Source organism: Streptomyces sp. NL15-2K (assembly GCF_030551255.1).
In the GTDB taxonomy this organism is placed as follows: domain Bacteria; phylum Actinomycetota; class Actinomycetes; order Streptomycetales; family Streptomycetaceae; genus Streptomyces.
This window is the reverse complement of record NZ_CP130630.1, coordinates 8361193-8384843: the sequence shown is the minus strand read 5'-3', so window position 1 is coordinate 8384843 and position 23651 is coordinate 8361193. Positions and strand designations below refer to the sequence as shown.

General features: G+C 70.2%; 18 protein-coding genes. 5 read left to right on the top strand and 13 right to left on the bottom strand.

Translation table 11 applies throughout. The features are described from left to right. Positions 1 to 29 precede the first annotated feature (29 nt). Positions 30 to 632, bottom strand: a complete 603-nt coding sequence (locus tag Q4V64_RS37755; RefSeq protein WP_095747907.1) for a hypothetical protein — start codon at positions 630 to 632, stop codon at positions 30 to 32. A 262-nt stretch (positions 633 to 894) separates the two neighbouring features. Beyond that, positions 895 to 2310, bottom strand: coding sequence for a proline--tRNA ligase (gene proS / locus Q4V64_RS37750; protein WP_124438938.1), 1416 nt, complete (start codon positions 2308 to 2310; stop codon positions 895 to 897). A gap of 208 nt (positions 2311 to 2518) precedes the next feature. Here proS and Q4V64_RS37745 point away from each other — a divergent pair, with 208 nt between their 5' ends. Further along, entirely contained in the window at positions 2519 to 3376 is an 858-nt protein-coding gene (locus Q4V64_RS37745) for an SAM-dependent methyltransferase (protein ID WP_124438939.1), read from the top strand. A 30-nt stretch (positions 3377 to 3406) separates the two neighbouring features. Here the strand turns inward: Q4V64_RS37745 and ffh are convergent, their stop codons facing one another. The 5 genes from ffh to Q4V64_RS37720 form a co-directional block, all read right to left on the bottom strand. Then, positions 3407 to 4960 carry a signal recognition particle protein gene (gene ffh / locus Q4V64_RS37740; RefSeq protein ID WP_124438940.1) on the bottom strand — a complete coding sequence of 518 codons (1554 nt, stop codon included), beginning with the start codon at positions 4958 to 4960 and terminating at the stop codon, positions 3407 to 3409. A gap of 219 nt (positions 4961 to 5179) precedes the next feature. Beyond that, positions 5180 to 7633, bottom strand: coding sequence for a [protein-PII] uridylyltransferase (locus Q4V64_RS37735; RefSeq protein ID WP_124438941.1), 2454 nt, complete (start codon positions 7631 to 7633; stop codon positions 5180 to 5182). 26 nt (positions 7634 to 7659) lie between these two features. Then, positions 7660 to 7998: a P-II family nitrogen regulator gene (locus tag Q4V64_RS37730; protein ID WP_003997576.1), complete on the bottom strand. Its 339-nt coding sequence runs from the start codon at positions 7996 to 7998 to the stop codon at positions 7660 to 7662. After that, entirely contained in the window at positions 7995 to 9335 is a 1341-nt protein-coding gene (locus tag Q4V64_RS37725; RefSeq protein WP_124438942.1) for an ammonium transporter, read from the bottom strand. The genes Q4V64_RS37730 and Q4V64_RS37725 overlap by 4 nt, the downstream gene beginning before the upstream one ends. A gap of 316 nt (positions 9336 to 9651) precedes the next feature. After that, positions 9652 to 11112 carry a hypothetical protein gene (locus tag Q4V64_RS37720; RefSeq protein ID WP_124438943.1) on the bottom strand — a complete coding sequence of 487 codons (1461 nt, stop codon included), beginning with the start codon at positions 11110 to 11112 and terminating at the stop codon, positions 9652 to 9654. 498 nt (positions 11113 to 11610) lie between these two features. Between Q4V64_RS37720 and Q4V64_RS37715 the strand changes: the two genes are divergently transcribed. Further along, positions 11611 to 12267 (top strand): bifunctional DNA primase/polymerase, encoded by a 657-nt coding sequence (locus tag Q4V64_RS37715; protein ID WP_124438944.1) that lies wholly within the window; start codon positions 11611 to 11613, stop codon positions 12265 to 12267. A gap of 78 nt (positions 12268 to 12345) precedes the next feature. Here the strand turns inward: Q4V64_RS37715 and ftsY are convergent, their stop codons facing one another. Further along, entirely contained in the window at positions 12346 to 13548 is a 1203-nt protein-coding gene (gene ftsY, locus Q4V64_RS37710; protein WP_124438945.1) for a signal recognition particle-docking protein FtsY, read from the bottom strand. Positions 13549 to 13692: 144 nt separating this feature from the next. Between ftsY and Q4V64_RS37705 the strand changes: the two genes are divergently transcribed. After that, positions 13693 to 14664, top strand: a complete 972-nt coding sequence (locus Q4V64_RS37705; protein ID WP_124438946.1) for an LLM class flavin-dependent oxidoreductase — start codon at positions 13693 to 13695, stop codon at positions 14662 to 14664. A gap of 43 nt (positions 14665 to 14707) precedes the next feature. Here Q4V64_RS37705 and Q4V64_RS37700 read toward each other — a convergent pair whose 3' ends face one another. From Q4V64_RS37700 to Q4V64_RS37685, 4 genes are all read right to left on the bottom strand, one after another. Then, positions 14708 to 16126: a sugar porter family MFS transporter gene (locus Q4V64_RS37700; protein WP_124438947.1), complete on the bottom strand. Its 1419-nt coding sequence runs from the start codon at positions 16124 to 16126 to the stop codon at positions 14708 to 14710. Between the two features lie 151 nt (positions 16127 to 16277). After that, positions 16278 to 19832, bottom strand: a complete 3555-nt coding sequence (gene smc / locus Q4V64_RS37695; protein ID WP_124438948.1) for a chromosome segregation protein SMC — start codon at positions 19830 to 19832, stop codon at positions 16278 to 16280. A gap of 244 nt (positions 19833 to 20076) precedes the next feature. Further along, the gene (locus tag Q4V64_RS37690) at positions 20077 to 20280 is read right to left on the bottom strand and encodes a hypothetical protein (RefSeq protein WP_124438949.1); all 204 of its coding nucleotides are present in this window, start codon (positions 20278 to 20280) and stop codon (positions 20077 to 20079) included. Positions 20281 to 20661: 381 nt separating this feature from the next. Continuing rightward, a complete protein-coding gene (locus tag Q4V64_RS37685; protein WP_124438950.1) occupies positions 20662 to 20943 on the bottom strand; it encodes an acylphosphatase in 282 nt (93 codons plus the stop codon). Positions 20944 to 21111: 168 nt separating this feature from the next. On the opposite strand from Q4V64_RS37685, the gene Q4V64_RS37680 reads away from it, so the two are divergent. Further along, positions 21112 to 22284, top strand: coding sequence for a CAP domain-containing protein (locus Q4V64_RS37680; RefSeq protein ID WP_124438951.1), 1173 nt, complete (start codon positions 21112 to 21114; stop codon positions 22282 to 22284). An 81-nt stretch (positions 22285 to 22365) separates the two neighbouring features. Continuing rightward, positions 22366 to 22767, top strand: a complete 402-nt coding sequence (locus tag Q4V64_RS37675) for a helix-turn-helix domain-containing protein (protein ID WP_124438952.1) — start codon at positions 22366 to 22368, stop codon at positions 22765 to 22767. Here the strand turns inward: Q4V64_RS37675 and mutM are convergent. After that, positions 22740 to 23600, bottom strand: a complete 861-nt coding sequence (gene mutM, locus Q4V64_RS37670) for a bifunctional DNA-formamidopyrimidine glycosylase/DNA-(apurinic or apyrimidinic site) lyase (protein WP_124438953.1) — start codon at positions 23598 to 23600, stop codon at positions 22740 to 22742. The genes Q4V64_RS37675 and mutM overlap by 28 nt on opposite strands. Positions 23601 to 23651: the final 51 nt, after the last annotated feature.

Below are 23651 nucleotides of genomic sequence, written 5' to 3'. Positions count from 1 at the left end.
CCGGCACCCACGAGATGCCGGGAAGGCAGTCAGCTCGCCGCCGCGCCCACGACCTCCGGGATTCGGAACGGCTTTCCGCAGCCGCCGCACACGATCGGCGCCTGGGCCAGGACCGACGGGACGACGCGCACATTGCGGCCGCAGTCGCAGACCGCCTTGACGCGGACACCACCGCCGGAGGAGCCGTGTCTGGCGGCCGGGCCGCGGAAGGAACGTGCCGTGTCGGCGGCGGTCGCCGCCGTGTGGGCCTTGAGGGCGCGCTGGAGGCGCTCGATGGTCGGGCGGTAGCGCCGCTTCGCCTCGGGGGTGAGCGTGACCAGCGAGAAGCCGCTGCTGGGGTGCGGCTCCTCGGGGTGGTCCAGGCCCAGCTCCTCGGCGATGGCGAGGAATCTGCGGTTGTGGTAGCGGCCGGCACGGGAGGTGTCGCGAATGCCGCGCGAGGCGGCGATGCCATGGACTGCCTCGTGAAGCAGTCGCTCGAAGGAGAGCTCGTGACCGCACGCGGACGACGACTCCCCGATCAGGGATTCTGGCGCGGCAAGGTCTGGCAGCTCGGGGTGGTACCGCTGAATGTCGGCCCACGCCTGTGCCAGCTCTGCGGCGAGAACAGGTGGTGTCTGTGTCGTGCTCACGTAATGACAACGAGCCGGGGTGCCCCAGTGTTCCGATTCCGGGGCATCCCAAATAATTTTGCACGTACCCGTCAGTTGCCGCTGATGCGTCCTGACGAGGGCGGGTGCGCTGATCTGCGGAGAAGCCTCGCAGCTCGTATCAAGGTGGTGCGTAGCCTGACGTACGCCCCAGCGCGTAGACCCTGTCCACGCGCCGGTGCGGCTGTGGTCGGCGGATGCGCAAGAGGCCTTTCGGTCGCTCTGGCACCGGAAGGGCGTCACCTCAGTAAGCGCGCGCCACGACCGCGACGTTACCGGGCGCGTCGTCGGCGTCGGGCACCGCCCCGTCCTCCGCGACCAGACACCGTACGGTCACCGCGTGCTCACCCAGCCTGGCCTCGCCTTCTTCGCCGAGCTCCGCCCACGGAACGCGCGCCCAGCGACCGGCGGTGGCGGCCTCGACCGCCTCGTCGATCGTCGACACGTCGGACGTACGGGATTCGCGGCGTTCCCGGGACTGGGCCAGCAGCAGCGCCTGGTCCTCTTCGAGAACGTCGGGGAGGAGACCGACGAGGGCGTCCAGCGACACCGGCTCCTTGCCCCCAGGGATGCGCCGCGCCAGCATCGCCGTGCCGTTCTCCAGGTCACGGGGCCCGACCTCGATCCGTACGGGCACGCCCTTGAGCTCCCAGTCGACGGCTCGGCGACCGAACGGGGTGTCGGTGCGGTCGTCGACGTGGACGCGGAGGCCGGCCGCCTTCAGCTGGTCGCCGATCTCGCGGACCTTGGCCAGAACCGCATCGTCGCCCTTGATCGCGAGGACGACGACCTGGGTCTGCGCGAGGCGCGGCGGGACACGGAGGCCGTTGTCGTCACCGTGCATCATCACCAGGGCGCCGATCATGCGGGTCGTGGAGCCCCAGGAGGTCTGCCACACCAGTTCCTGCGTGCCGTCCTTCGACAGGTACTGGGTGTTGAAGGCCTTGGCGAAGTTCTGGCCCAGCTCGTGGCTGGTGGCCATCTGGAGCGCCTTGCCGTCGCCCATCATGCCTTCGAGGGTGAGGGTGTTGATGGCGCCGGCGAACCGCTCCTTGACGGTCTTGCGGCCGGGGACGACGTCCATCGCGAGGACGTTCACCATGAAGTCCTCGTAGACCTCGCGGTGGATGTGCGCGGCGAAGTCGCGCGCCTCCTCCCGTGTGGCGTGCGCCGTGTGGCCCTCCTGCCAGAGGAATTCGGTCGTACGCAGGAAGAGCCGCGGCCTGAGCTCCCAACGCACCACGTTCGCCCACTGGTTGATCAGCAGCGGCAGGTCGCGGTAGCTCTGCACCCACTTCGAGAAGTAGTCGTTGATGATCATCTCGGAGGTGGGGCGGACCACCGCCGCCTCCTCCAGCTCCTTGCCGCCGCCGTGCGTGACGACCGCGAGCTCCGGCGCGAAGCCCTCGACGTGGTCCGCCTCGCGCGTGAGGTACGACTGCGGGATCAGCAGCGGGAAGTACGCGTTCTGTGTGCCCGTCTCCTTGATGCGGGCGTCCATCTCGGCCTGCATCCGCTCCCACAACCCGTACCCGTACGGTCGGATCACCATGGTGCCGCGCACCGGACCGTTGTCGGCCAGTTCGGCCTTGTTGATCAGATCCTGGTACCAGCGCGGGAAATCGTCCGCCCGGGGTGTGAGAACGGGTGCCTTTGCCATGGCGCGATGGTACGGGCCCACGTTGCCGGAATGTGAATTCTCGCCACTCGCGCAGGGAAGCCACAAGGAGGGGCCGACAACCTCTGGACGCGGGCTCGAGTGCGGAGTTACCTGGCATACGGGGGACATACGGGGGGAGTGCGAGCGCACGTCACGGGGGCCACGGAAACGGGCACAGGGGAAACTCTCGGCGGATTGGGGCGCTTTGATGACACCTACGCTCGTGCGACAACGCCTGTCCCATGCGGGAAAGACACCCCGCGTGGACCTGGGCGCACGCGCGCGTGACTGGTCCGAGATCCAGGAGCGGATGCTGGTGCCGCTCTATGAGGCCGTCTACGAGCGACTGCAAGTGGGACCCGACACACGGCTGTTGGGCCTCGGCTGCGGCTCCGGGCTGGCCCTGCTGATGGCGGCGTCCAGAGGAGCCGCGGTCACCGGCGTCGACTCCTCCTCGCCCGAACGGCTGGCACTCGCGCGCGAGCGGCTGGTGCCTCAGGCGAGTGGCACGCGCGCGCGTACCGAGGCACGGCTCGTCGACGGCTCGCCCCGGGACGCGGCCGACGCCCAGGCTCCCGCGTACACCGTGGTGACCGCCTTCGAGCCCATCGGGTGTCTCGCGGGCGACTCGGAGGGGCTCGGGGAACTGCTCGCCTCGGCGACGCCGCTCGCCGAGCGCGGGGCGCCCGTGGTGCTGGCCGGCTGGGGCCCGCCGGAACGCTGCGCCACGTCGTCCGTGCTCCGGGTGGCCACCAAGCTGGCGGATCCGATGCGCGGCTCGGGCAGGTGGCGCTCCGCCCTCCGGGACGACCTGGAGGAGGTCGCCCAGCGCGCCGGCCTGAAGCCGGACGGCTCCGGCCGGGTCGCCTGCCCCTTCGGGTACGCCGACCTCGACAGCGCCGTACGCGGGCTGCTGTCGACGGGGCTCTTCGACGCGGCGATCTCCGCGACCGACCAGGAACAGGTGGACAAGGAGCTGACGGAGTCCCTGCATCCACATCAGCGCCGGGACGGCACGGTGTGGATGCCGAACGTGTTCCGGTACTTGATCGCACGCATTGCCTAGCCAGGGCCTGTCCAGCGGATCACGCCGGAGTCAGCCCATGAACTTCTTGAACTCGTCCGGCAGTTCGAAGTCCTGAGGCGCCTGCTGGCCCGGGACGCCGAAGGCGTTGCCACCCTGGGCGGCCGCGGCGCGGCGCGCGGCCTCCTCCTGCTCCTGCTGCTTGCGCTTCATCGGGTTGCCGGAGCGCTGCTTGCCCTTGGCCTTCTTCGGCTGCTTCTTGGAGCGGCCGGGGCCGCCGCCCATGCCCGGGACTCCCGGCATGCCCGGCATGCCGCCGCCCTGGGCCATGCGGGACATCATCTTGCGGGCCTCGAAGAACCGCTCGACCAGGTTCTTCACGGCGCTGACGTCGACACCGGAACCCTTGGCGATACGGGCGCGGCGCGAGCCGTTGATGATCGTCGGTTCCTGGCGCTCGCCCGGGGTCATCGACTTGATGATCGCGGCCGTGCGGTCGACGTCGCGCTCGTCGAGGTTGTTGATCTGGTCCTTGATCTGGCCCATGCCCGGGAGCATGCCGAGCAGCTTGGAGATGGAGCCCATCTTGCGGACCTGCTCCATCTGGGCCAGGAAGTCGTCGAGCGTGAACTCCTGGCCCTTCTTCGACGCCAGCTTGGAGGCCATCTTCTGGGCCTCTTCCTGGCTGAACGTCTTCTCCGCCTGCTCGATCAGGGTGAGCAGGTCACCCATGTCGAGGATGCGGGAGGCCATCCGGTCCGGGTGGAACGCGTCGAAGTCGTCGAGCTTCTCGCCGTTGGACGCGAACATGATCGGCTTGCCGGTGACCGAGGCGATCGACAGGGCCGCACCACCGCGGGCGTCGCCGTCGAGCTTGGACAGGACCACGCCGTCGAAGCCGACGCCGTCGCGGAAGGACTCGGCGGTGTTGACCGCGTCCTGACCGATCATCGCGTCGACGACGAAGAGGATCTCGTCCGGCGAGACCGCGTCCCGAATGTCCGCGGCCTGCTGCATCATCTCCTGGTCGATGCCCAGGCGGCCGGCGGTGTCCACGATCACGATGTCGTGGACCTTGGACTTGGCGTGCTCGATGGAGTCCTTGGCGACCTTGACCGGGTCACCGACGCCGTTGCCCGGCTCGGGGGCGAAGACGGCCACACCCGCGCGCTCGGCGACCACGCTGAGCTGGTTGACGGCGTTGGGGCGCTGGAGGTCGGCGGCGACCAGGAGCGGCGAGTGGCCCTGCTCCTTCAGCCAGCGGCCGAGCTTGCCCGCGAGGGTGGTCTTACCGGCACCCTGCAGACCCGCCAGCATGATCACGGTGGGCGGCTGCTTGGCGAACCGGAGGCGACGGGTCTCGCCGCCGAGGATCGTGACGAGTTCGCCATTGACGATCTTGATGAACTGCTGCGCCGGATTCAGGGCCTTGGAAAGCTCGCTCCCGAGAGCCCTCTCCTTGACGTTCTTGATGAATGTCCGGACGACAGGCAGGGCCACGTCGGCTTCGAGAAGCGCGATGCGAATCTCACGTGCCGTGGCGTCGATGTCCGCCTCGGACAGCCGGCCCTTGCCCCGGAGGGACTTGAAAGCGACTGAGAGGCGGTCGGAGAGGGTATCGAACACGGCGGCGTCGGTCCTTGGAGTCGGCAACAGTCTGGGCTGCCCTCCAGGGTATCCGGCCGCGCAAGACAATCGTCCCCGCCCGCTGCATTCAGCGGGCGGGGACGGAACCCCGCGTCGGCGGGGAGCAGGTGTCGCCTCCGAGGATCGTGACCAACTCGTCGGGACCATCCCCGCAGCGGCAGGGAGCACATCGGTGTAACGCACAACGCGACCGCAAGGTCACGCCCGCAGCGTCTCCTCCAGCTTCCGAGCCGCCGAAGCCGCCTCCTCGCCCGGCAACGGCTGCCCGTCGGCGTTGGTCACGTAAAAGGCGTCGACCGCGTTGGACCCCAGCGTGCTGACATGCGCACTGCGCATGTGCATCCCCGCGTCCTCCAGCGCCCGCCCGATGCGGAACAGCAACCCCGGCGCGTCCTGCGCGCGCACCTCTATGACCGTGGCCAGGCGGGATGCGGCCGGGTGGACCGACACCCGGGCCGCCGGTGCCACCACGCCCCGGCGGCGGGGATACGCGGCGTCGCGCTCGGCGAGCCGGCCCGCGATGTCCAGCGAGCCGTCCAGGGCCCTTACGAGGTCCGCGCGCAGCCGGGCGGCCTGGGGCAGGGAGCCGTACTGGGCGGCGACCCGCCAGTTCAGCAGCAGGACGGAGCCCTCGACGCCGTCGGGCAGGTCCAGGGTGCGCAGTTCGGCGGTGCGGACGGTGAGGCGGTGCATGGCCAGGACACCGGCGACCGCGGGCAGGACGCCCGGCTGGTCGGGGACGGCGATCAGCAGTTCCACGCCCAGCGGCTCGGGGTCCTCCGCTACGGACGGCTCCTGGTCGGCCGGGGGCTCGGTCTGGGCGCGCAGCGCCAGCACCGGCCCGCCCGTGGCGACCGACTCGATCGCGAGCCGCTCCTGCTCGGCGGTGGGCGCGGCGTCCTCGGGGTCGTCCGGCTCGTCCCCGGCGAGGACCGCCGCGACGCGCTTGACGAGGTCGGCGACGAGCGAGCCCCGCCAGGACGACCAGGCGGCCGGGCCGGTGGCCAGTGCGTCCGCTTCGGTGAGGGCGTGCAGCAGCTCCAGCGTGCTCTGCGTGCCGACGGCCTCGGCGACCGAGCGCACGGTGGCCGGGTCCTCCAGGTCGCGCCGGGTGGCGGTGTCGATGAGCAACAGGTGATGCCGTACGAGCGTGGAGAGCACGGTCACGTCCGCGCGGTCGAAGCCGATGCGGGCGGCCACGTCCTTGGCGATGATCTCGCCGGCCACCGAGTGGTCGCCGGGCCAGCCCTTGCCGATGTCGTGCAGCAGCGCGGCGACCAGGAGGAGGTCGGGGCGGCTGACGCGGCGGGTGAACTCGGAGGCGCGGACGGCGGTCTCGATCAGGTGCCGGTCGACGGTCCAGACGTGCACGGCGTTGCGCTGCGGCCGGCAGCGCACCCGCTCCCAGTCGGGCAGCAGCCGGGTGATCAGCCCCTCGGCCTCCAGTGCCTCCCAGACGTCGACGGTCGGGCGGCCGGAGCCGAGCAGGGTCACCAGTTGCTCGCGCGCCTCGGCGGGCCAGGGCGTGGGCAGGGGGCGCACGGTGGCCGCCATGCGCCGCACGGCGTGCAGGGAGAGCGGAAGCCCGGCCTGCGCGGCGGCGGCTGCGGCACGCAGGGGGAGCACGGGGTCGCGTTCCGGGCGTGCGGCGCGGGCGAGCACCACCTCGCCGTCCTGCTCGACCACGCCCTCCGCCAGCGGAGACCTTTCGGCAACCGGCTTCCCGCCGCCCAGCATGGCGCGCAGACGCGGTCGTACGGCGCGCGACCTGAGTACGCGCCCCACTTCGCGCCAGGTGACATCACTGGCGTACGCGATGACCCGCGCCGCCTCGTACACCTGCCGCAGCAGCGTGTCGGCGTCCAGGAGGCCGAGCTCGGCGGCGACCTGGTCCTGCTCCTGGAGCGCGAGCCGGTCGGTGGCGCGGCCCGTGGTCAGGTGCAGGGCGTCACGGACGTCGAGCAGCCGGCGCCGGGCGTCGTCGAGGCCCTCGCGCGGCGCGTCGGCCAGCCAGGAGGCGGCGACGGCGCGCAGGGCGGTGGCGTCGCGCAGGCCGCCGCGGGCTTCCTTGAGGTCGGGTTCCAGCAGGTACTGCAGCTCGCCCTGCCGTTCGGCGCGCTCGGCGCACAGCTCCTGGAGCTCGGGGAGACGTTTCGGCGCCTGGTTGCGCCAGTCGGCGAGGACGGCCGTACGCAGGCCGGCCGTCAGTCCCAGGTCGCCCGCGATGTGGCGGGCGTCCAGCAGGCCCAGCTGCACCTTCAGGTCCTCGCCGGCGGTCTTGCGGGCCTCGGCCGGCGTACGGACCGAGTGGTCGAGGGCGAGGCCGAGGTCCCAGACGGGGTACCAGATGCGGTCGGCCAGCGCGGCGACCGCGCCGGAGTCGCTGCCGTCGTGCAGCAGGAGCAGGTCCAGGTCGCTACGTGGGGACAGCTCGCCGCGGCCGTAGCCGCCCACGGCGATCAGGGAGACCCCGCGCAGCCCCTCGGCGCCCGCGCCGAACAGCCCGGACAGCCAGTCGTCGGTCAGTTCCGACAGGGCCGTACGGCGCGGCGGCCCGGACCGCGCCCCCTCGGTGAGGAGGCGCAGCCGGGCCGCCGCGTAGCCGCTGGGTCCCGAGTCCTCTGCTTCCTTGCGCACGTCCGTACTCGTCACCCAGCGACTCCTGTTCTTTTCTGCCGTCAGAGCGCGTCCGGGCCGCGCTCGCCGGTCCGCACCCGTACGGCCGTCTCGACCGGGAGGGACCAGACCTTGCCGTCACCGATCTTCCCGGTGCGGGCGGCCTTGACGATGACGTCGATCAGCTGCTCGGCGTCGTCGTCCTCGGCCAGCACCTCGATCCGGATCTTGGGCACCAGGTCGACGGTGTACTCGGCACCGCGGTAGACCTCGGTGTGGCCCCGCTGACGACCGTAGCCGCTCGCCTCGGTGACCGTCAGGCCGTGGACACCGAAGGCCTGGAGAGCTTCCTTGATCTCGTCGAGCCGGTGAGGCTTCACGACGGCGGTGATGAGCTTCATGCGTCCACCTTCTTGGACTCGGAGGCGGGCGGGGCCGGGACGGCGCTGCGGTCGTAACCACCGCCGGCGCCGCTGAAGTCGTATGCGGTCTCGGCGTGCTCGGCCTGGTCGATACCGGCGACCTCCACGTCCTCCGGGACCCGCATACCCATCGTCTTGTCGATCAGGAAGGCGAGGATCGCGGAGACGACGAGCGAGTAGCCGAGCACCGCGAAGACACCGGCGCACTGCTTCCAGAACTGCGTCATGCCGCCGCCGTAGAAGAGACCCTCGACGGTGGACTGGCCCTTGCCGCTGGCGAAGAAGCCGATCAGCAGGGAGCCGACGACACCGCCGACGAGGTGGACGCCGACGACGTCGAGCGAGTCGTCGTAGCCCAGCTTGTACTTCAGGCCGACGGCCATGGCGCACAGGACACCGGCGATGACGCCGACGGCGATCGCGCCGAGCGGGGAGACCGCACCACCCGACGGGGTGATGGCGACGAGGCCCGCGACGGCACCGGAAGCGGCACCCAGGGTGGTGAACGCGCCGTGGCGGATCTTCTCGTAGATCAGCCAGGCCAGCATGGCGGCGGCGGTGGCGATCTGCGTGTTGACGAACATCAGCGCGCCGACGCCGTCGTCGTTGCCGAGCCACGAACCGGCGTTGAAGCCGAACCAGCCGAACCACAGCAGGCCGGAGCCGAGCATGACCAGCGGGAGGCTGTGCGGGCGCATCGGGTCCTTCTTGAATCCGACGCGCTTGCCGATGACCAGGATCACGCCGAGCGCCGCGGCACCCGCGTTGATGTGGACCGCCGTACCACCGGCGAAGTCGATCACGCCCAGTTCGAAGGCCCAGCCGCCGGCGCCCCAGACCCAGTGCGCGACCGGGAAGTAGACGACCGTGGCCCACAGGGCGACGAACAGCGCCCACGCCGTGAACTTCACACGGTCCGCGAGGGCACCGCTTATCAGGGCGGGCGTGATGATGGCGAACATCATCTGGAAGATCATGAACGCGAAGATCGGGATGGTGTAGCCGTCCCACAGCTCCGTCAGACCGATGTTGCTGAGGCCGACCCAGTCGGAGTTCCAGCCGATGATGCTGCCGGAGTCCGTACCGAAGGCCATGGAGAAGCCGTACAGCACCCAGAGGATGGTGACGATCCCGATGCTGATGAAGCTCATCATCAGCATGTTGAGAGTGCTCTTGACGCGGACCATGCCTCCGTAGAAGAAGGCGAGGCCCGGGGTCATGATCAGCACCAGGGCAGAACAGATGAGCATGAAGCCCGTGTTGGCGGCAGACAGCTTGGGTGCTTCTGCGGCGAGCGTGATGGCTGCTGGTGCCATCGGCGTCTCCTCGTCGTTGGTACGGCCCCGTGCGGGCGGAAGCCTGAGCGGATTGAGGGGCAAGCCGGTTATGCGCCATGAGATTGACGCAGCGCGGTTTCGATGGAAGCCCCTCGTTGTTTCGCCGCCGTGACGAAGGCGCCTTGCGTGTTACAGGTAGATGAACTGGCAGATGTTCGGCTGCGCGATCGTTATCGTGGCGCAACCTACGGGGGTCCGGCCGCGGCCGGCCTTCCGATGACCTGGCATGGGGGAGCCGAGTCGGGCAGTTCGGGAGGGCCGGCCGCGGCCGGGGTTCAAGGGTTTCTCCGGGGTCTCAGACCGCTTCGGCGGTCTCGGGCAGCTCGATCGCGAGCTGCTCGGTGAGGTCCACGACCTCCGCCAGATCACCGAAATCGCGTACGGCCGTGTCGACCGTCTTTCGGATACGAGTGTTGACTCGCTCGGAGCGGACCTTCTTGGCGATCTGCATGGCCTGCCCGGTCAGCACCGTGCTCTGCTCGGGTTCGCGCTGGAGCAGGTGCACGGTGGCCATCCCGATCAGGTTCAGTGCGTACGACCGCTGGTGCTCGTCGTCCTCGGCGAAGAGCTCGACGGCCCGCCGCATCAGGGGCTCGGCGAGGGAGGCGTAGGTGGGGCTGCGGCCGGCGACGTAGGCGAGGTCGCGGTAGGAGTGGGAGTTCTCGCCGTACAGCTCGGCCTCGGAGAAGAAGCGGATCCAGTCGGGGTCGGGCTCGTCCCACTCGTCGGCGTCGGCGAAGGTGTCCTCGGCCATCCGGACCGCCCGCTTGCACTTGCCGGGCTGCCCCATGTTGGCGTACGCGCGGGCCTCCATCGCATACAGCATGGACTGGGTGCGCGGGCTCGCGCAGTCCCGGCTGCCGTACTGCGCGAGGTGGATCAGCTCCAGAGCGTCCTCGGGCCGCCCCAGGTGGATCATCTGGCGGCTCATGCTGGACAGGACGTACGAGCCGAGCGGTTTGTCGCCGGCCTCCTTGGCGGCGTGCAGGGCGAGGACGAAGTACTTCTGCGCGGTGGGCTGCAGCCCGACGTCGTACGACATCCAGCCGGCCAGCTCCGCCAGCTCGGCGGCGACCTTGAACAGCTTGCGGGTGGTGGCCTCGGGCTGGGGTTCCTGGAGGAGGTCGGTCACCTCGTGCAGCTGGCCGACGACCGCCTTGCGGCGCAGACCGCCGCCGCACTGGGCGTCCCACTGCCGGAACATCACGGTCGTCGATTCGAGGAGGTCCAGCTCGGGCTTGGACAGGCGGCCACGTCGGGACGCGGGGGACGACGGTTCGGGCTCCTGGTACGGCGCAGGGGGCGCCGGCACCAGCCAGCGCTGCATGGGCTCGATGAGGGACGGGCCCGCGGACAGGACCAGCGAGCTCCCGAGGAAGCCGCGCCGCGCCAGCATCAGGTCGCTGCGCGAGAACTCGCCGAGCAGGGCCACCGTCTGCGGACCCGTCCAGGGCAGGTCGACGCCGGTCGTGGAGGGCGACTGACGGGCGGTGCGCAGGCCGAGGTCCTCGATCGAGACGACACAGCCGAACCGCTCCGAGAACAGCTCGGACAGGATCCGCGGGATCGGCTCGCGGGGGTTCTCGCCGTCCAGCCACCGGCGCACGCGCGAGGTGTCCGTGGAGATGTGGTTGGCCCCCAGCTGCCGGGCCCTGCGGTTGACTTGCCGGGCGAGCTCGCCCTTGGACCAGCCGCTGCGAACGAACCACGAGGTGAGCAGCTCGTTCTGGCGCTTGTCAGCGTTCGTGGCGTTCATCGCGCTTGTCGCGTTCGTCGCGCTTGTCCCGCTGTCGCCGTTGCCGCTCACTGGAACGCCCCCATCCCTGAGACCACTTGTCACTGAGTGCGCCAAGCCTTATCAGAATGCCGGTAAATACGGCCGTCCGTCCGGCGGTTGTCATCCTTCGAACCGGTGAGCCGACTTGCCTCCGGCATACCCACACGTGCATGTGCCCCCAGGACTCGCACACTCAAAGTAATCCTACGATCACGCGTCCAGCCATGGCGATCCCGGAAACGCCACCATTCGCCACCCCTTCGAATGAACTCACGGTCACCTCCACGCGATTGACTTGACAGAGGACCATCGAGAGTGGGCGCAGCGAAGCACTCAGGGGCGCGCGTGGTCGCGTGCACCACCGGTGACGCTTCCGAGCGCTGCCTTAACTCGGAAGCGGTACCGGAAAAGGCAACAGAGAGTCACTGTTCGCGTTCGTCACGTAACCACTGGCAGGCCGGACACGTTGGAGGGGGTATGGGCTTCACGATCGGCGGCATTCGGGAGATCCGCTCCGGCTCGCGCAGGCGCGGGCGCTCGTCGGAGTGCACTGCGGTCGCCGAGTTCACCGGACTCTGGGGCTGGGACGTCGCACCCGGCGCGCGTGCCGCGGCCGGCGCCTGCTCGTGCGGCCGCGCCGACTGCGCCGCCCCCGGCGCGCATCCGCTCGACTTCGCGCCCCACGTCCCGGCCGGCGCCACACTCGACGAGGTGACCAGGGCGTGGGCCGAGTTCCCCGGCGCCTCGATGATGCTGCCGGTCGGCCGGGCGTTCGACGTGATCGAGGTGGCCGAGCCCGCCGGGCGCCGCGCCCTGATCCGGCTGGAGCGCATGGGCCTCCCCCTCGGCCCGGTGACCGCCACCCCGCAGGGCCGCGCCCACTTCTTCGTCGCCCCCGGTGCCGCCGCCGAACTCCCCGAGCTGCTCTACCGCATGGGCTGGGACGACCCGACCTCCCTCGACCTGCGCGGCCTGGGCCCCGGCACGTACATCACGGCACCGCCCTCCGACCGGGGAGGGCTGGGTCCGGTGCGGTGGATGCGCTCCCCCGCCCTGGATACGGCGAGCAAGCCGCCGGCGGCCAGGCTGCTGCTGGGAACACTGGCTTACGTGGCGCATCGGTCACGGGCGTAAGAGCCCGACGACGCACACAGCGAAGCGCCCGGCCCCATCGCAGCCTCGGGGCGGGCGCTTCTTCGCGTATTCGGCCGGTCACTCTCCGATAAGGGCATCCACGAACGCCTCCGGTTCGAACGGCGCCAGGTCGTCCGCACCCTCGCCGAGACCCACCAGCTTGACCGGCACGCCCAGCTCGCGCTGCACCGCGACGACGATGCCGCCCTTCGCCGTGCCGTCCAGCTTGGTGAGCACGATGCCGGTGATGTCGACGACCTCGGCGAAGACTCGGGCCTGCACGAGACCGTTCTGCCCCGTCGTCGCGTCGAGGACGAGCAGCACCTCGTCCAGCGGCGCGTGCTTCTCGACGACCCGCTTGACCTTGCCGAGCTCGTCCATGAGACCGGTCTTGGTGTGCAGACGGCCGGCGGTGTCGATGAGCACGACGTCGGCACCCATCTCCTTGCCCTCCTTCACCGCGTCGAACGCGACGGAGGCGGGGTCGCCGGCCTCCGGACCGCGCACGGTGTAGGCGCCGACCCGCTCGCCCCAGGTCTGCAGCTGATCGGCGGCGGCGGCCCGGAAGGTGTCGGCGGCGCCCAGGACCACACTGCGGCCGTCGGCCACGAGGACGCGGGCGAGCTTGCCGGTGGTGGTGGTCTTGCCGGTGCCGTTGACGCCGACGACCATCACGATGCCGGGCTTGCTGGTCTCGGGCTCGGTCTTCACCGTGCGGTCGAAGTCGGTGCCGACCAGCTTGAGCAGCTCCTCGCGCAGCAGGCCGCGCAGCTCGGCCGGGGTGCGGGTGCCGAGCACCTTCACACGCTCGCGCAGGCTCTCGACCAGCTCCTGGGTGGGCAGCACGCCGACGTCGGCGGTGAGGAGGGTGTCCTCGATCTCCTCCCAGGTGTCCTCGTCGAGGTGCTCGCGCGACAGCAGGGTGAGCAACCCCTTGCCGAGGGCGTTCTGCGAGCGGGAGAGCCGGGCACGGAGGCGGACGAGCCGCCCCGCCGTGGGCTCGGGGACCTCGATCTCGGGGACTTCGATGGATGGCGGCTCCTCGACGGCGACGGGAGCCGAGCCGTCCGGAAGATCCACCTCCTCTATCGTCCGGCGCGGTTCGTCGCGCGGCGTCTCGGCCTCGTCGCCGACGTGCGGCTCGGCCGGGGGGGCGGTGATGTCGGGCGTGGTGGGGGGCGGTGGGGGCAGCGGCTTCCGTCGCCGACCGCCGACGATGAGCCCGCCCAGCGCGCCGAGCACGACCACGGCGATGACTACAGCAAGAATGACGATTTCCATAACCCGTCCAGTATGCGCGACCCCTCCCCGTCGGGGCCGTCCCCCGCGCCTCCGAACGGCGGCACGCCGTACCCCTGGTTACCTGACGAACCGTCAGCTAATGTCCCCCTGCACCGGCACCTCACCCGGCGAAGGGGGCTTCCCATGCCCGTCACGGTCGTACGTTTCAACCTCGTCGAGCCCGGCGCCACCCCCGCCTCGCTCAGCGCGCGCTACCAGGCGGCCCTGGGGATGGCCGCGTACGCCGACGACCACGGGATCACCACCGTGCAGACCGAGGAGCACCACGGCGTCGCCGACAACTGGCTGCCGTCGCCGTTCGCCTTCGCGGGTGCCGTCTTCGGGGCCACCCGGCACATCGCGGTCACGGTCTCGGCGGTGATCGGCCCGCTGCACGACCCGCTGCGGCTGGCCGAGGACATCGCCGTACTGGACCTGCTCAGCGGCGGCCGGCTGGTGACGGTCGCCGGGATCGGGTACCGGCCCGAGGAGTACGAGCAGTTCGACGTGGAGTGGAAGCGGCGGGGGAAGATCCAGGACGAGGTTCTGGAGACGGCCCTCAAGGCTTGGACCGGCGAGGAGTTCGTGTACCACGGCCGTACCGTCCGGGTCACCCCCCGCCCGTACACCGACCCGCACCCCCTCCTCCTCGTCGGCGGCTCCTCGAAGGCCGCCGCCCGCCGGGCCGCCCGGCTCGGGCTGCCGTTCTTCCCCAGCGCGCATCTGCCGGAGCTGGAGGCGTACTACAAGGAGCGGCTCGTCGAGTACGGCACCGAGGGCTGGACCATGATGCCCGCCGCCGAGACACCGTTGCTGCACGTCGCCGAGGATCCGGACGAGGCGTGGGCCCGGTACGGCGGGCACTTCCTGCACGAAGCCCGGACGTACGCCTCCTGGCAGTCCGGGGACATCCGGTCGGCGGTGAAGTCGGCGGCCACGACGGTGCAGGAGCTGCGCGGCGAGGGGGTCTACCGGATCCTCACGCCCGACGAGTGCGTGGCGCAGGGCCTGGACAACCTGGTCCTGCATCCGCTGGCCGGCGGGATGCCGCTGGACGAAGGGTGGCGCGGTCTGCGGCTGTTCTGCGAAGACGTACTGCCCCGGCTCCGACCGTGAAGGCCGGGTGAGCCGGGGCAGTACGCCTTGTTCAGGGGGCCGCTCAGCCCATCTCCTCCAGTGCCTTGCCCTTCGTCTCCGTGACGTACTTGAGGACGAAGGGGATGGAGAGCGCGGCGAAGACCGTGTAGATCACGTAAGTGAAGGACAGGTTCCAGTCGGCCAGCGACGGGAAGCTCGCGGTGATGGCCCAGTTGGCGATCCACTGCGCGGCGGCGGCCACGCCCAGGGCGGCGGCGCGGATCTTGTTCGGGAACATCTCGCCGAGGAAGACCCAGACGACCACACCCCAGGACAGGGCGAAGAAGAGGACGAACACGTGGGCGGCGATCAGGGCGATCCAGCCCTGCGTGGCCGGGAGCTTGCCGTCGACCAGGTTGTACGAGAACGCCCAGGCCTCCAGCGCGAGGCCGATCACCATGCCGACGGAGCCGATGAGGGCCAGCGGCTTACGGCCGACGCGGTCGACGAAGATCATGGCGATCACGGTGCCGAGGATGTTGATGATCGACGTCGTGAACGAGTAGAAGAACGAGTCCGTCGGGTCGACGCCGACCGACTGCCACAGCGTCGAGGAGTAGTAGAACGCGACGTTGATGCCGACGAACTGCTGGAAGACCGACAGGCCGATGCCGATCCAGACGATCGGCTTGAAGAAGAAGCTGCCGCCCAGCAGGTCCCTGAAGGTCGACTTGTGCTCGCTCTTCACGGCGAGCTCGATCTCGGCGACGCGGGCGTCCAGGTCGATGTCCTTGCCCTCGACCTCGGTGAGGATCTCGCGGGCGCGCTCGTGCTTGCCGACGGAGATCAAAAAGCGCGGGGACTCGGGGATCGCGAAGGAGAGCAGGCCGTACAGGACGGCCGGGACGACCATGACGCCGAGCATGACCTGCCAGGCCTCCAGGCCCATGAGCTTGCCGCGCTGGTCACCGCCGGCGGCGTTCAGCAGACCCCAGTTGACCAGCTGCGACACGGCGATGCCGATGACGATCGCGGCCTGCTGGAAGGAGCCGAGGCGACCGCGGTAGGCGGGCGGAGCGACCTCGGCGATGTAGGCGGGACCGATCACGGAGGCCATGCCGATGGCGAAGCCGCCGACGATCCGCCAGAAGGCGAGGTCGTACAGCGAGAAGGGCAGCGCCGAGCCGACGGCGCTGACCGTGAAGAGGACCGCGGCGATCTGCATGCACCGGATGCGGCCGATGCGGTCGGCTATGCGGCCCGCGGTCGCGGCGCCGATGGCACACCCGATCAGGGCGATGGCGATGACCTGCGCCAGGGCTGCCGATCCGATGTCATAGCGGTCACGGATGGCCTCGACGGCGCCGTTGATCACGGAGCTGTCGTAGCCGAAGAGGAAACCGCCCATCGCGGCCGCCGCCGCGATGAAGATGACGTGCCCGAGATGATCGGGATGAGCCGTCCTGGCTCCTGACTTGGGTGCCTGCGTACTGCTGGTCACGTGTACTCCTCGGGCCACCCTCCAGGTAGGTGCTACCTGAAGGTAAATACGACGTTGCCGAGGCTATGCCTTCAGGTTTCGAAGTCAAGAGGACAATTGGTGTGAGTTTTGAGGCAGCATCGTGCCGCTTGCGTTCACTTCTTGAAGGAAGTTAGCGAAGCCGCTGGCTGATGACCTTCGACACCCCGTCGCCCTGCATGGAGACGCCGTACAACGCGTCGGCGACCTCCATCGTCCGCTTCTGGTGCGTGATCACGATCAGCTGGGAGGCCTCCTGCAGCTCCTGCATGATGCGGATCAGCCGCTGGAGGTTGGTGTCGTCGAGCGCCGCCTCGACCTCGTCCATGACGTAGAACGGGCTGGGGCGCGCCTTGAAGATCGACACCAGGAGCGCGACGGCGGTCAGCGAGCGCTCGCCGCCCGAGAGCAGCGACAGCCGCTTGACCTTCTTGCCCGGCGGACGCGCTTCGACATCGACACCCGTGGTGAGCATGTTGTCGGGATCGGTCAGGATCAAGCGCCCGTCACCGCCCGGGAAGAGCCGGCTGAAGACGCCCTCGAACTCCCGGGCGGTGTCCCGGTAGGCCTCGGTGAAGACCTGCTCGACTCGTTCGTCGACCTCCTTGACGACCTGGAGGAGGTCGGCCCGGGTCTTCTTGAGGTCCTCCAGTTGCTCGCTGAGGAACTGGTGGCGTTCCTCCAGCGCGGCGAACTCCTCCAGCGCCAGCGGGTTGACCTTGCCGAGCTGCTGGTACGCCCGCTCGGCCGCCTTGAGCCGCTTCTCCTGCTCGGCCCGGTGGAACTGCTTCGGCTGGTTGCGCGGGTGCTCGGGGTCCTCCGGCAGCTCTTCGCCCTCGGCGGGGGGCGAGGGCGGCACCAGCTGGTGCGGGCCGTACTCGGCCACGAGCCCCGCCGGTTCGACACCGAGTTCCTCCAGCGCCTTGGTCTCCAGCTGCTCGATCCGCAGCCGCTTCTCGGCGCCGAGTACCTCACCCCGGTGGACCGAATCCGTCAACTTGTCGAGCTCCGCCTTGAGATCGCGCCCCGCGCCCCGGGCGACGGTCAGCTCCTGCTCGCGCCGCGCCTTGGCGGCCTCGGCGGCGGACCGTTCCTCCTCCGCACGGCCGAGCGACACCTCGACGTGCGCGAGCAGCTGCCGCGCGCCGGAGGCGACGGCCTCCGCGACGGCCGCCTCGTGGCGCAGCCGGGCCCGGCGCTGTTCGGCACGCGCGCGTGCCTCGCGTTCCGCGCGGGCGGCCCGGTCGAGCGAGTCGGCCCGCCCGGCGAGCCCCTTGACGCGCTCTTCGTGCGTACGGACCTGAAGGCGGGCCTCCATCTCGGTCTGCCGGGCGTTGGCCCCGTCGGCGGCGAGACGGTCCCGTACCGAGGTGTCGGGCTCCTCCTCGACCGGCATCTCCTCGGCGACGGTGAGCCGCTCGGCGAGTTCCTCGACCTCGGTCAGGGCCTTGTCGAGCGCCTCCTGCGCCCGCGCGGCGGCGGCGACGGACCGCTCGGCCTCCCCGGCGGCACCCCGCGCCTGCCCCGACAGCCGCCCGAGCTGCTGCGCGACGGCCGACTTCTCCCGGTCGGCGGCCCGACGCCGCTCCCCCAGCTCCTCGACCCGAACGGCACACTCCTTGCGCCGCTCCCCGGCCGCGTGCTGTGCCTCGGTGAGCTCCTCGCACCGCACGGCCAGCTCTTCGAGCTCGGCGGCCGCCTCGTCGACGGACGCCTGCACTTCGAGCAGGCTCGGCGCCCCGGCGGACCCGCCCTGCGCGAAGTAGGCGCCCAGCAGATCGCCCTCGGCGGTCACGGCGGTGAGATCGGGCCGCGCGTACACGAGGTCCTCGGCGTCCTCGAGGGTGCCGACCACGACGATCCCGCGCAGCAGCCGTCGTACGGCGGGCATGAGCTCGGCGGGGCCGCGGACGAGGTCGGCGGCATACGGCGGCCCGTCCGTCCGCGCCTCCTGCGGTACGTCGTCGGGGGCGCCGCTCAGCAGCAGCGCCGCCCGCCCCGCGTCCTGCTTGCGCAGCAGGCGGATCGCGTCGGCGGCCGAGGACGGGGTGGTCACCGCGATGGCGTCGGCGGCGGCGCCGAAGGCGGTGGCCAGGGCGGTCTCGTGGCCCGGGGTCACGGTCAGCAGCTCGGCGGCCGGGCCGAGCAGTCCGCTGAGACGATCCTTCGCCGCGAGCAGCGCACCCGTGCCGTCCTTGCGGCGCAGCCCCATGGCCAGCGCCTCGTGGCGGGCCTGGGTCGCGGCCCGTTTGCGCTCCGCCGCCGTGGTCGCCTCGCGGGCCGCCGACAGGGCTGCCTCTTCCTCGGCGAGCTGCTGTTTCGCCGCCTCGTGCTGTTCGGCGAGTTCCGCGTCGCCGGCGTCGAGGCCGTCGACCTCCGCCTTCAGCACCTCGTACTCCTCCTGCGCGGCCACAGCCCGTTCCTGGGCCTCGTCCCGGGCGGCGGCCAGCCGGTCGATCTCGGCCTGGGCCGAGGCCGCGCGCGAACGGGCCGCGTTGACCTGGCCGTTCAGCCGGGCGAGCCCCTCGCGGCGGTCGGCGATGGCACGGGCCACGTCCTTCAGGCGCCGTTCTTCGAGCGCCAGTTCGCGTTCCAGGTCGGCGCGGTGGGCGACCGTGTCCTCCAAGGCGCGCTCGGCGGCTTCCAGGGCCGCTTCGAGCTCGGCCTCCTGCTCCCGGATCCGAGCGGCCTCGCGCTCCATGTCCTCGGGGTCGCGCCCGCGCCGCTCCTCGGGGGGCGCGGAGGTGGCGCTCTTCACGCGCGCGTCGGCCAGCGAGATCGTGCCGCGCACCCGCTCGGCCAGCTGGGAAAGCTCGTACCAGCTCTGCTGGGCGCGCTGGAGGCGAGGGGTGAGCTGCCGTACCTCGTCCTCCAGGAGCGCCTCCCGCTGGAGCGCCTTCTTCAGCTCCAGCTCGGCGGCCTCCTTGCGTTCCTTCAGGGCGGCCTCGTCCGCGACCTCGGCCTTCAGCGCCTCCCGCAGCCGTACGAGATCGTCGGCGAGCAGGCGCAGGCGGGCGTCCCGGAGGTCGGCCTGGATGACGGCGGCCCTTCGTGCGACGGCGGCCTGTCGGCCCAGGGGCTTGAGCTGCCTCCTGAGCTCATCCGTCAGGTCCTGCACGCGCGCGAGGTTGGCCTGCATCGCGTCCAGCTTCCGCAGCGCCTTCTCCTTGCGCTTGCGGTGCTTGAGGACGCCGGCCGCCTCCTCGATGAAGGCCCGGCGGCCCATGGGGTCGGCGTGCAGGACGGAGTCGAGCTGGCCCTGGCCGACGATGACGTGCATCTCGCGGCCGATACCGGAGTCGGACAGGAGTTCCTGGATGTCGAGGAGGCGGCAGGTGTCGCCGTTGATCTGGTACTCGCTGCCGCCGTTGCGGAACATGATCCGCGTGATGGTGACCTCGGCGTACTCGATGGGCAGGGCGCCGTCCGAGTTGTCGATGGTCAGCGAAACCTCGGCACGGCCGAGTGGCGGACGCCCGGTGGTGCCGGCGAAGATGACGTCCTCCATCTTGCCGCCGCGCAGCGACTTGGCGCCCTGTTCGCCCATGACCCAGCTGAGCGCGTCCACCACGTTGGACTTGCCCGAGCCGTTCGGCCCCACGACACACGTGATCCCCGGCTCGAACCGGAGCGTGGTCGCCGAGGCGAACGACTTGAAGCCGCGGAGGGTCAGGGCCTTGAGGTGCACGCCGCTGGACTCTACCTTCCGGGCGTGTCTCACACTATGAACCCCGGTCACCCTGCGGTTTCACACATGAACGCGCAGGGCACACCAAACGTTAAAGAGGGTGAAAGGATGCGCGGGGGCAAGAAAGAAGGGACGCCGAAGCGTCCCTTGCAACTCTGACAACTGGGTCTCAGTTGTCTGACAACTTAGCGGTTGATACGGGCAGCCCAACCACTGCGTGTGCTGTTGTGGAGCGATGCAGCGATCAGGTGAGCGCAGGCTCCGCCTGGTGTGCGTCGATGCTCTCCATGATCCTGTCGTGAGAAGCGGCAGCCGTCAGCGCGTCCTTCTCCGCCTGGATCCGTACAAGCTCGGATTCCAGGTCCTGGACACGCTGCTGGAGCCGTCGCATCTCGGCGAGGAGTCGAGGGTCGGAGCCGCCGACGTAACCGAGAAGCGCCTTTGCCATGATGGATGGTCCTCCACAATGAGTGACCGACCGAAGCGGTGTGGGTCGTGAGGGATTCGCACCCGCGGTGCTTGACACTTTTGAGTTCATACTGCCGTCATCCATGCCAAACAGCGAAGGTGCGCGGGGTGCTTTCAGCGTCTCACCAAAAAGTTTGACGGTCAACACGATCACGCCCCGTATTGGCGGGCAGCCCGGTGGCGCGCGGCCGGAAACGGCGGCGCTGCGACTCCTGCGGGGCCCTCAGGGCGTGACGATCATCCTTACGTGCGGAGCCTGCCACGGCAAGCGATTCTTGGCAACCACCAGGCCCTTTCTGCTCGGGGCATATGCCAGTGGCAGATCCCTCCGCTTCCGCCTGGGCCTCTTTACAGAACGGGCTCAACGGATGGCGAAGCCGTCGTACCCCCCGCGAGGTGTGTCCCAGATCTCGGTGACGCCGTCCACGCGGCCGGGCGTGTCGTCACTCTGGAGCCACTCCAGGAGCCCCTGACAGCCCGCGCGCGCCCCCTCGGCGACCACCTGGACCCGTCCGTCCCCCAAATTGAGAGCAAAACCACTCAGGCCGCCGATCTCCAGGGCCTTGGCCCGCGTGAACCAGCGGAAACCCACACCTTGGACGCGTCCACGCACCCAGGCGACCAATCGCACATCCTCGCTCATGACTGCAACCTAACGGGCCAATGTCTCTCGGCACACTTCCTCCTCCCCCGCCATGCGGTACCGTCCCCTGCCAATGAATCTCATACGAAACTCACTCGATCGTGTGAGTTTTGTGAGCTTGGTCGACCGGGGGGACGCGTCGACCGCGAGGACGAGGAAGGCCAGGACATGGGACGCCACCGACGCTCCGCCGCCGGCCGCGCCGCCACCACAGGCCGCGCCCCGGGGGTCACAGAGACGCACAGCTCCCACATGGGGGGCCACGGACACCGCGATCCGTACGTGTCGTACGACTCCTACGACACGTACGCCTCGTACGACTCCGCCGCGGGCGACCACCCCACGTCGGGGACCGCCCCCTATCTGAATCCCGAGGCGTACGGCGACACGTACACGAAGAGCCAGGAGTACCTCTTCGCGACGGACGACGACGGTGGCACCTGGACCGCCGACACCACGGCCTTCCTGTCCGACGGTTACATACCCTCCGACGGCCCCCGCCGCGCGGGCTCGCACCGCCGCCGGAAGAGGAAGGCCGCGCCGGTCAAGACCGGTCTGCTCGGCGTCTCGGCGGCGGTCGCCCTCGGCACGGTCGCGGTCGCCACCGGCGTGGTGCCCGGCCTCGAGAACTACAAGATCGGCGGGGACAGCGGCAGCGGCGGCGACAACGTGCAGGCCGTGGACTCGCCGAGCGGCATCCCGACCGAGCAGGGCGGTACCTCCGGCAGCGCCGAGAGCCGCGACGGCGGCGCGTCGACGAGCCGCGACGCCGACCGCTCGGCCTCGCCCTCGGCCTCCCCCTCGACGTCGCCGGCCGCGCCGACCAAGACGCCCGAGAAGACCGAGACGCCGTCGCAGAAGCCGAAGACCACGCCCACGCCCAGCGAGAAGCCCAAGACGACTCCGTCGCGTACGGCCACGCAGGCGCCGGAGAAGACCAGCGCCCCCGTGGCGGTGTCCGCGGAGACCCAGGCCGCGGCCGAGGTGCTCAAGCTCGTCAACGAGGAGCGGTCCAAGGTGGGCTGCAGCCCGGTCTCCGCCAACAGCGCGCTGGCCGAACTGGCTCAGGACTTCAGCGAGGACATGGCCGCACGCGGCTTCTTCGACCACACCGACCCGGACGGGGCGAGCCCCTGGGACCGGGCCGCGAAGGCCGGGATCACCGACCTCGGCGGCGAGAACATAGCCCGGGGGCAGGCCGACGCGGCAGCGGTGATGGAGGCCTGGATGAACAGCCCCGGGCACAAGGCGAACATCCTGAACTGCGACTTCAAGACGCTGGGCGTCGGCGTGCACATGGGGGCGGGCGGCCCTTGGTGGACACAGGACTTCGGTTACTAGGAGCCCTCTGCTCCCTCGGGCGCACTAACCCATAGTTAGTGCAACCTGTTGGTTAGCGCTGTGTTCGCGTACGCTTGCCTTATGGACACCATGGACGAGCGCACGGAGGACCAGAACCTCCCGTACAGCGTGTTCGCCAAGGCATGCCCCTCGCGCGGCACGCTCGAGCACGTCACGGGACGCTGGGGCGCGCTCACGCTCGGCGCCCTCCACGAGGGCTCGCTCCGCTTCAACGAGCTGCGCCGCCGGGTCGACGGCGTGAGCGAGAAGATGCTGTCCCAGACGTTGCACGCGCTCGAGCGCGACGGCCTGGTCCACCGCGAGGCCCAGCCGACGAACCCGCCCCGCGTGGACTACGAACTGACGCCGCTCGGCCACGAGGTCGCCGAGCGGCTGATCGGCCTCATCCAGTTCGTGGAGGGCCGGATGGACGACGTGCTCGCAGCACGCCGGCGCTACGACGTGACCCGCGGCGCCCGCTGACACCTCGGGCAGAAGTAGCTGGACCGGTTCATCCAGGCGCGCCGGCGCATCGGCGTGGCACACCGCTTGCACGGCAGCCCCTCGCGCCCGTACGCGTCCAGCGACCGGTCGAAGTAGCCCGACTCCCCGTTGACGTTGACGTACAGGCTGTCGAAGCTGGTGCCGCCCACCGCGAGGGCCTCGTTCATCACGTCCCTGATGTGGCCCAGGAGTTCGGCGGTGCGCGGGCGTGTGAAGTTCGCGGTCGGGCGCTCGTAGTGGATGCGGGTGCGCCACAGGGCCTCGTCCGCGTATATGTTGCCGACACCGCTGATCAACGACTGGTCGAGCAGGGCCCGTTTGATCGTCGTGCGCTTGCGGCGCAGGGCCTGGTGGAAGGCCTCGTCGTCGAAGAGCGGGTCCAGGGGGTCGCGGGCGATGTGCGCGATGACGTCGGGCAGGCCGTCGGGGGTGGTGTCGTGCAACGACAGGCCGCCGAAGGTGCGTTGGTCGACGAAGCGTAGTTCCGTGGCCAGGTCGTCCGCGAATTTCACCCGGATCCTGAGGTGCTTCTCGTCCGGGGCCTCGTGCGGCTGGACCAGGAGCTGGCCGCTCATGCCGAGGTGGGCCAGGATCGCCTCGTGCGCGTCCTCCAGGGGCAGCCACAGGTACTTGCCGCGCCGGCTGGGCGTGCCGACGCGGTGGCCCTTGAGCCGGTGGGCGAAGTCGTCGGCGCCGGCGAGATGGCGGCGCACCGCCCGCGGGTGCAGCACCTCGGCCTCGGCGACCGTCCGCTGGGCGACCCACCGCTCCAGACCGCGCCGTACGACCTCGACCTCGGGCAACTCGGGCATGGGGCTCCCCCGTCACAAACCGGTGTATGAGCCGAGCGCCCGCCCCGGGGC

Bases quoted from the DNA above. Each gene is read 5' to 3' on its own strand.
- proS (WP_124438938.1), bottom strand. From the start codon at position 2,310: ATGGCAAAGGCACCCGTTCTCACACCCCGGGCGGACGATTTCCCGCGC.
- Q4V64_RS37745 (WP_124438939.1), top strand. From the start codon at position 2,519: ATGACACCTACGCTCGTGCGACAACGCCTGTCCCATGCGGGAAAGACA.
- Q4V64_RS37730 (WP_003997576.1), bottom strand. From the start codon at position 7,998: ATGAAGCTCATCACCGCCGTCGTGAAGCCTCACCGGCTCGACGAGATC.
- Q4V64_RS37725 (WP_124438942.1), bottom strand. From the start codon at position 9,335: ATGGCACCAGCAGCCATCACGCTCGCCGCAGAAGCACCCAAGCTGTCT.
- Q4V64_RS37720 (WP_124438943.1), bottom strand. From the start codon at position 11,112: ATGAACGCCACGAACGCTGACAAGCGCCAGAACGAGCTGCTCACCTCG.
- Q4V64_RS37715 (WP_124438944.1), top strand. From the start codon at position 11,611: ATGGGCTTCACGATCGGCGGCATTCGGGAGATCCGCTCCGGCTCGCGC.
- ftsY (WP_124438945.1), bottom strand. From the start codon at position 13,548: ATGGAAATCGTCATTCTTGCTGTAGTCATCGCCGTGGTCGTGCTCGGC.
- Q4V64_RS37705 (WP_124438946.1), top strand. From the start codon at position 13,693: ATGCCCGTCACGGTCGTACGTTTCAACCTCGTCGAGCCCGGCGCCACC.
- Q4V64_RS37690 (WP_124438949.1), bottom strand. From the start codon at position 20,280: ATGGCAAAGGCGCTTCTCGGTTACGTCGGCGGCTCCGACCCTCGACTC.
- Q4V64_RS37685 (WP_124438950.1), bottom strand. From the start codon at position 20,943: ATGAGCGAGGATGTGCGATTGGTCGCCTGGGTGCGTGGACGCGTCCAA.
- Q4V64_RS37680 (WP_124438951.1), top strand. From the start codon at position 21,112: ATGGGACGCCACCGACGCTCCGCCGCCGGCCGCGCCGCCACCACAGGC.
- Q4V64_RS37675 (WP_124438952.1), top strand. From the start codon at position 22,366: ATGGACACCATGGACGAGCGCACGGAGGACCAGAACCTCCCGTACAGC.
- mutM (WP_124438953.1), bottom strand. From the start codon at position 23,600: ATGCCCGAGTTGCCCGAGGTCGAGGTCGTACGGCGCGGTCTGGAGCGG.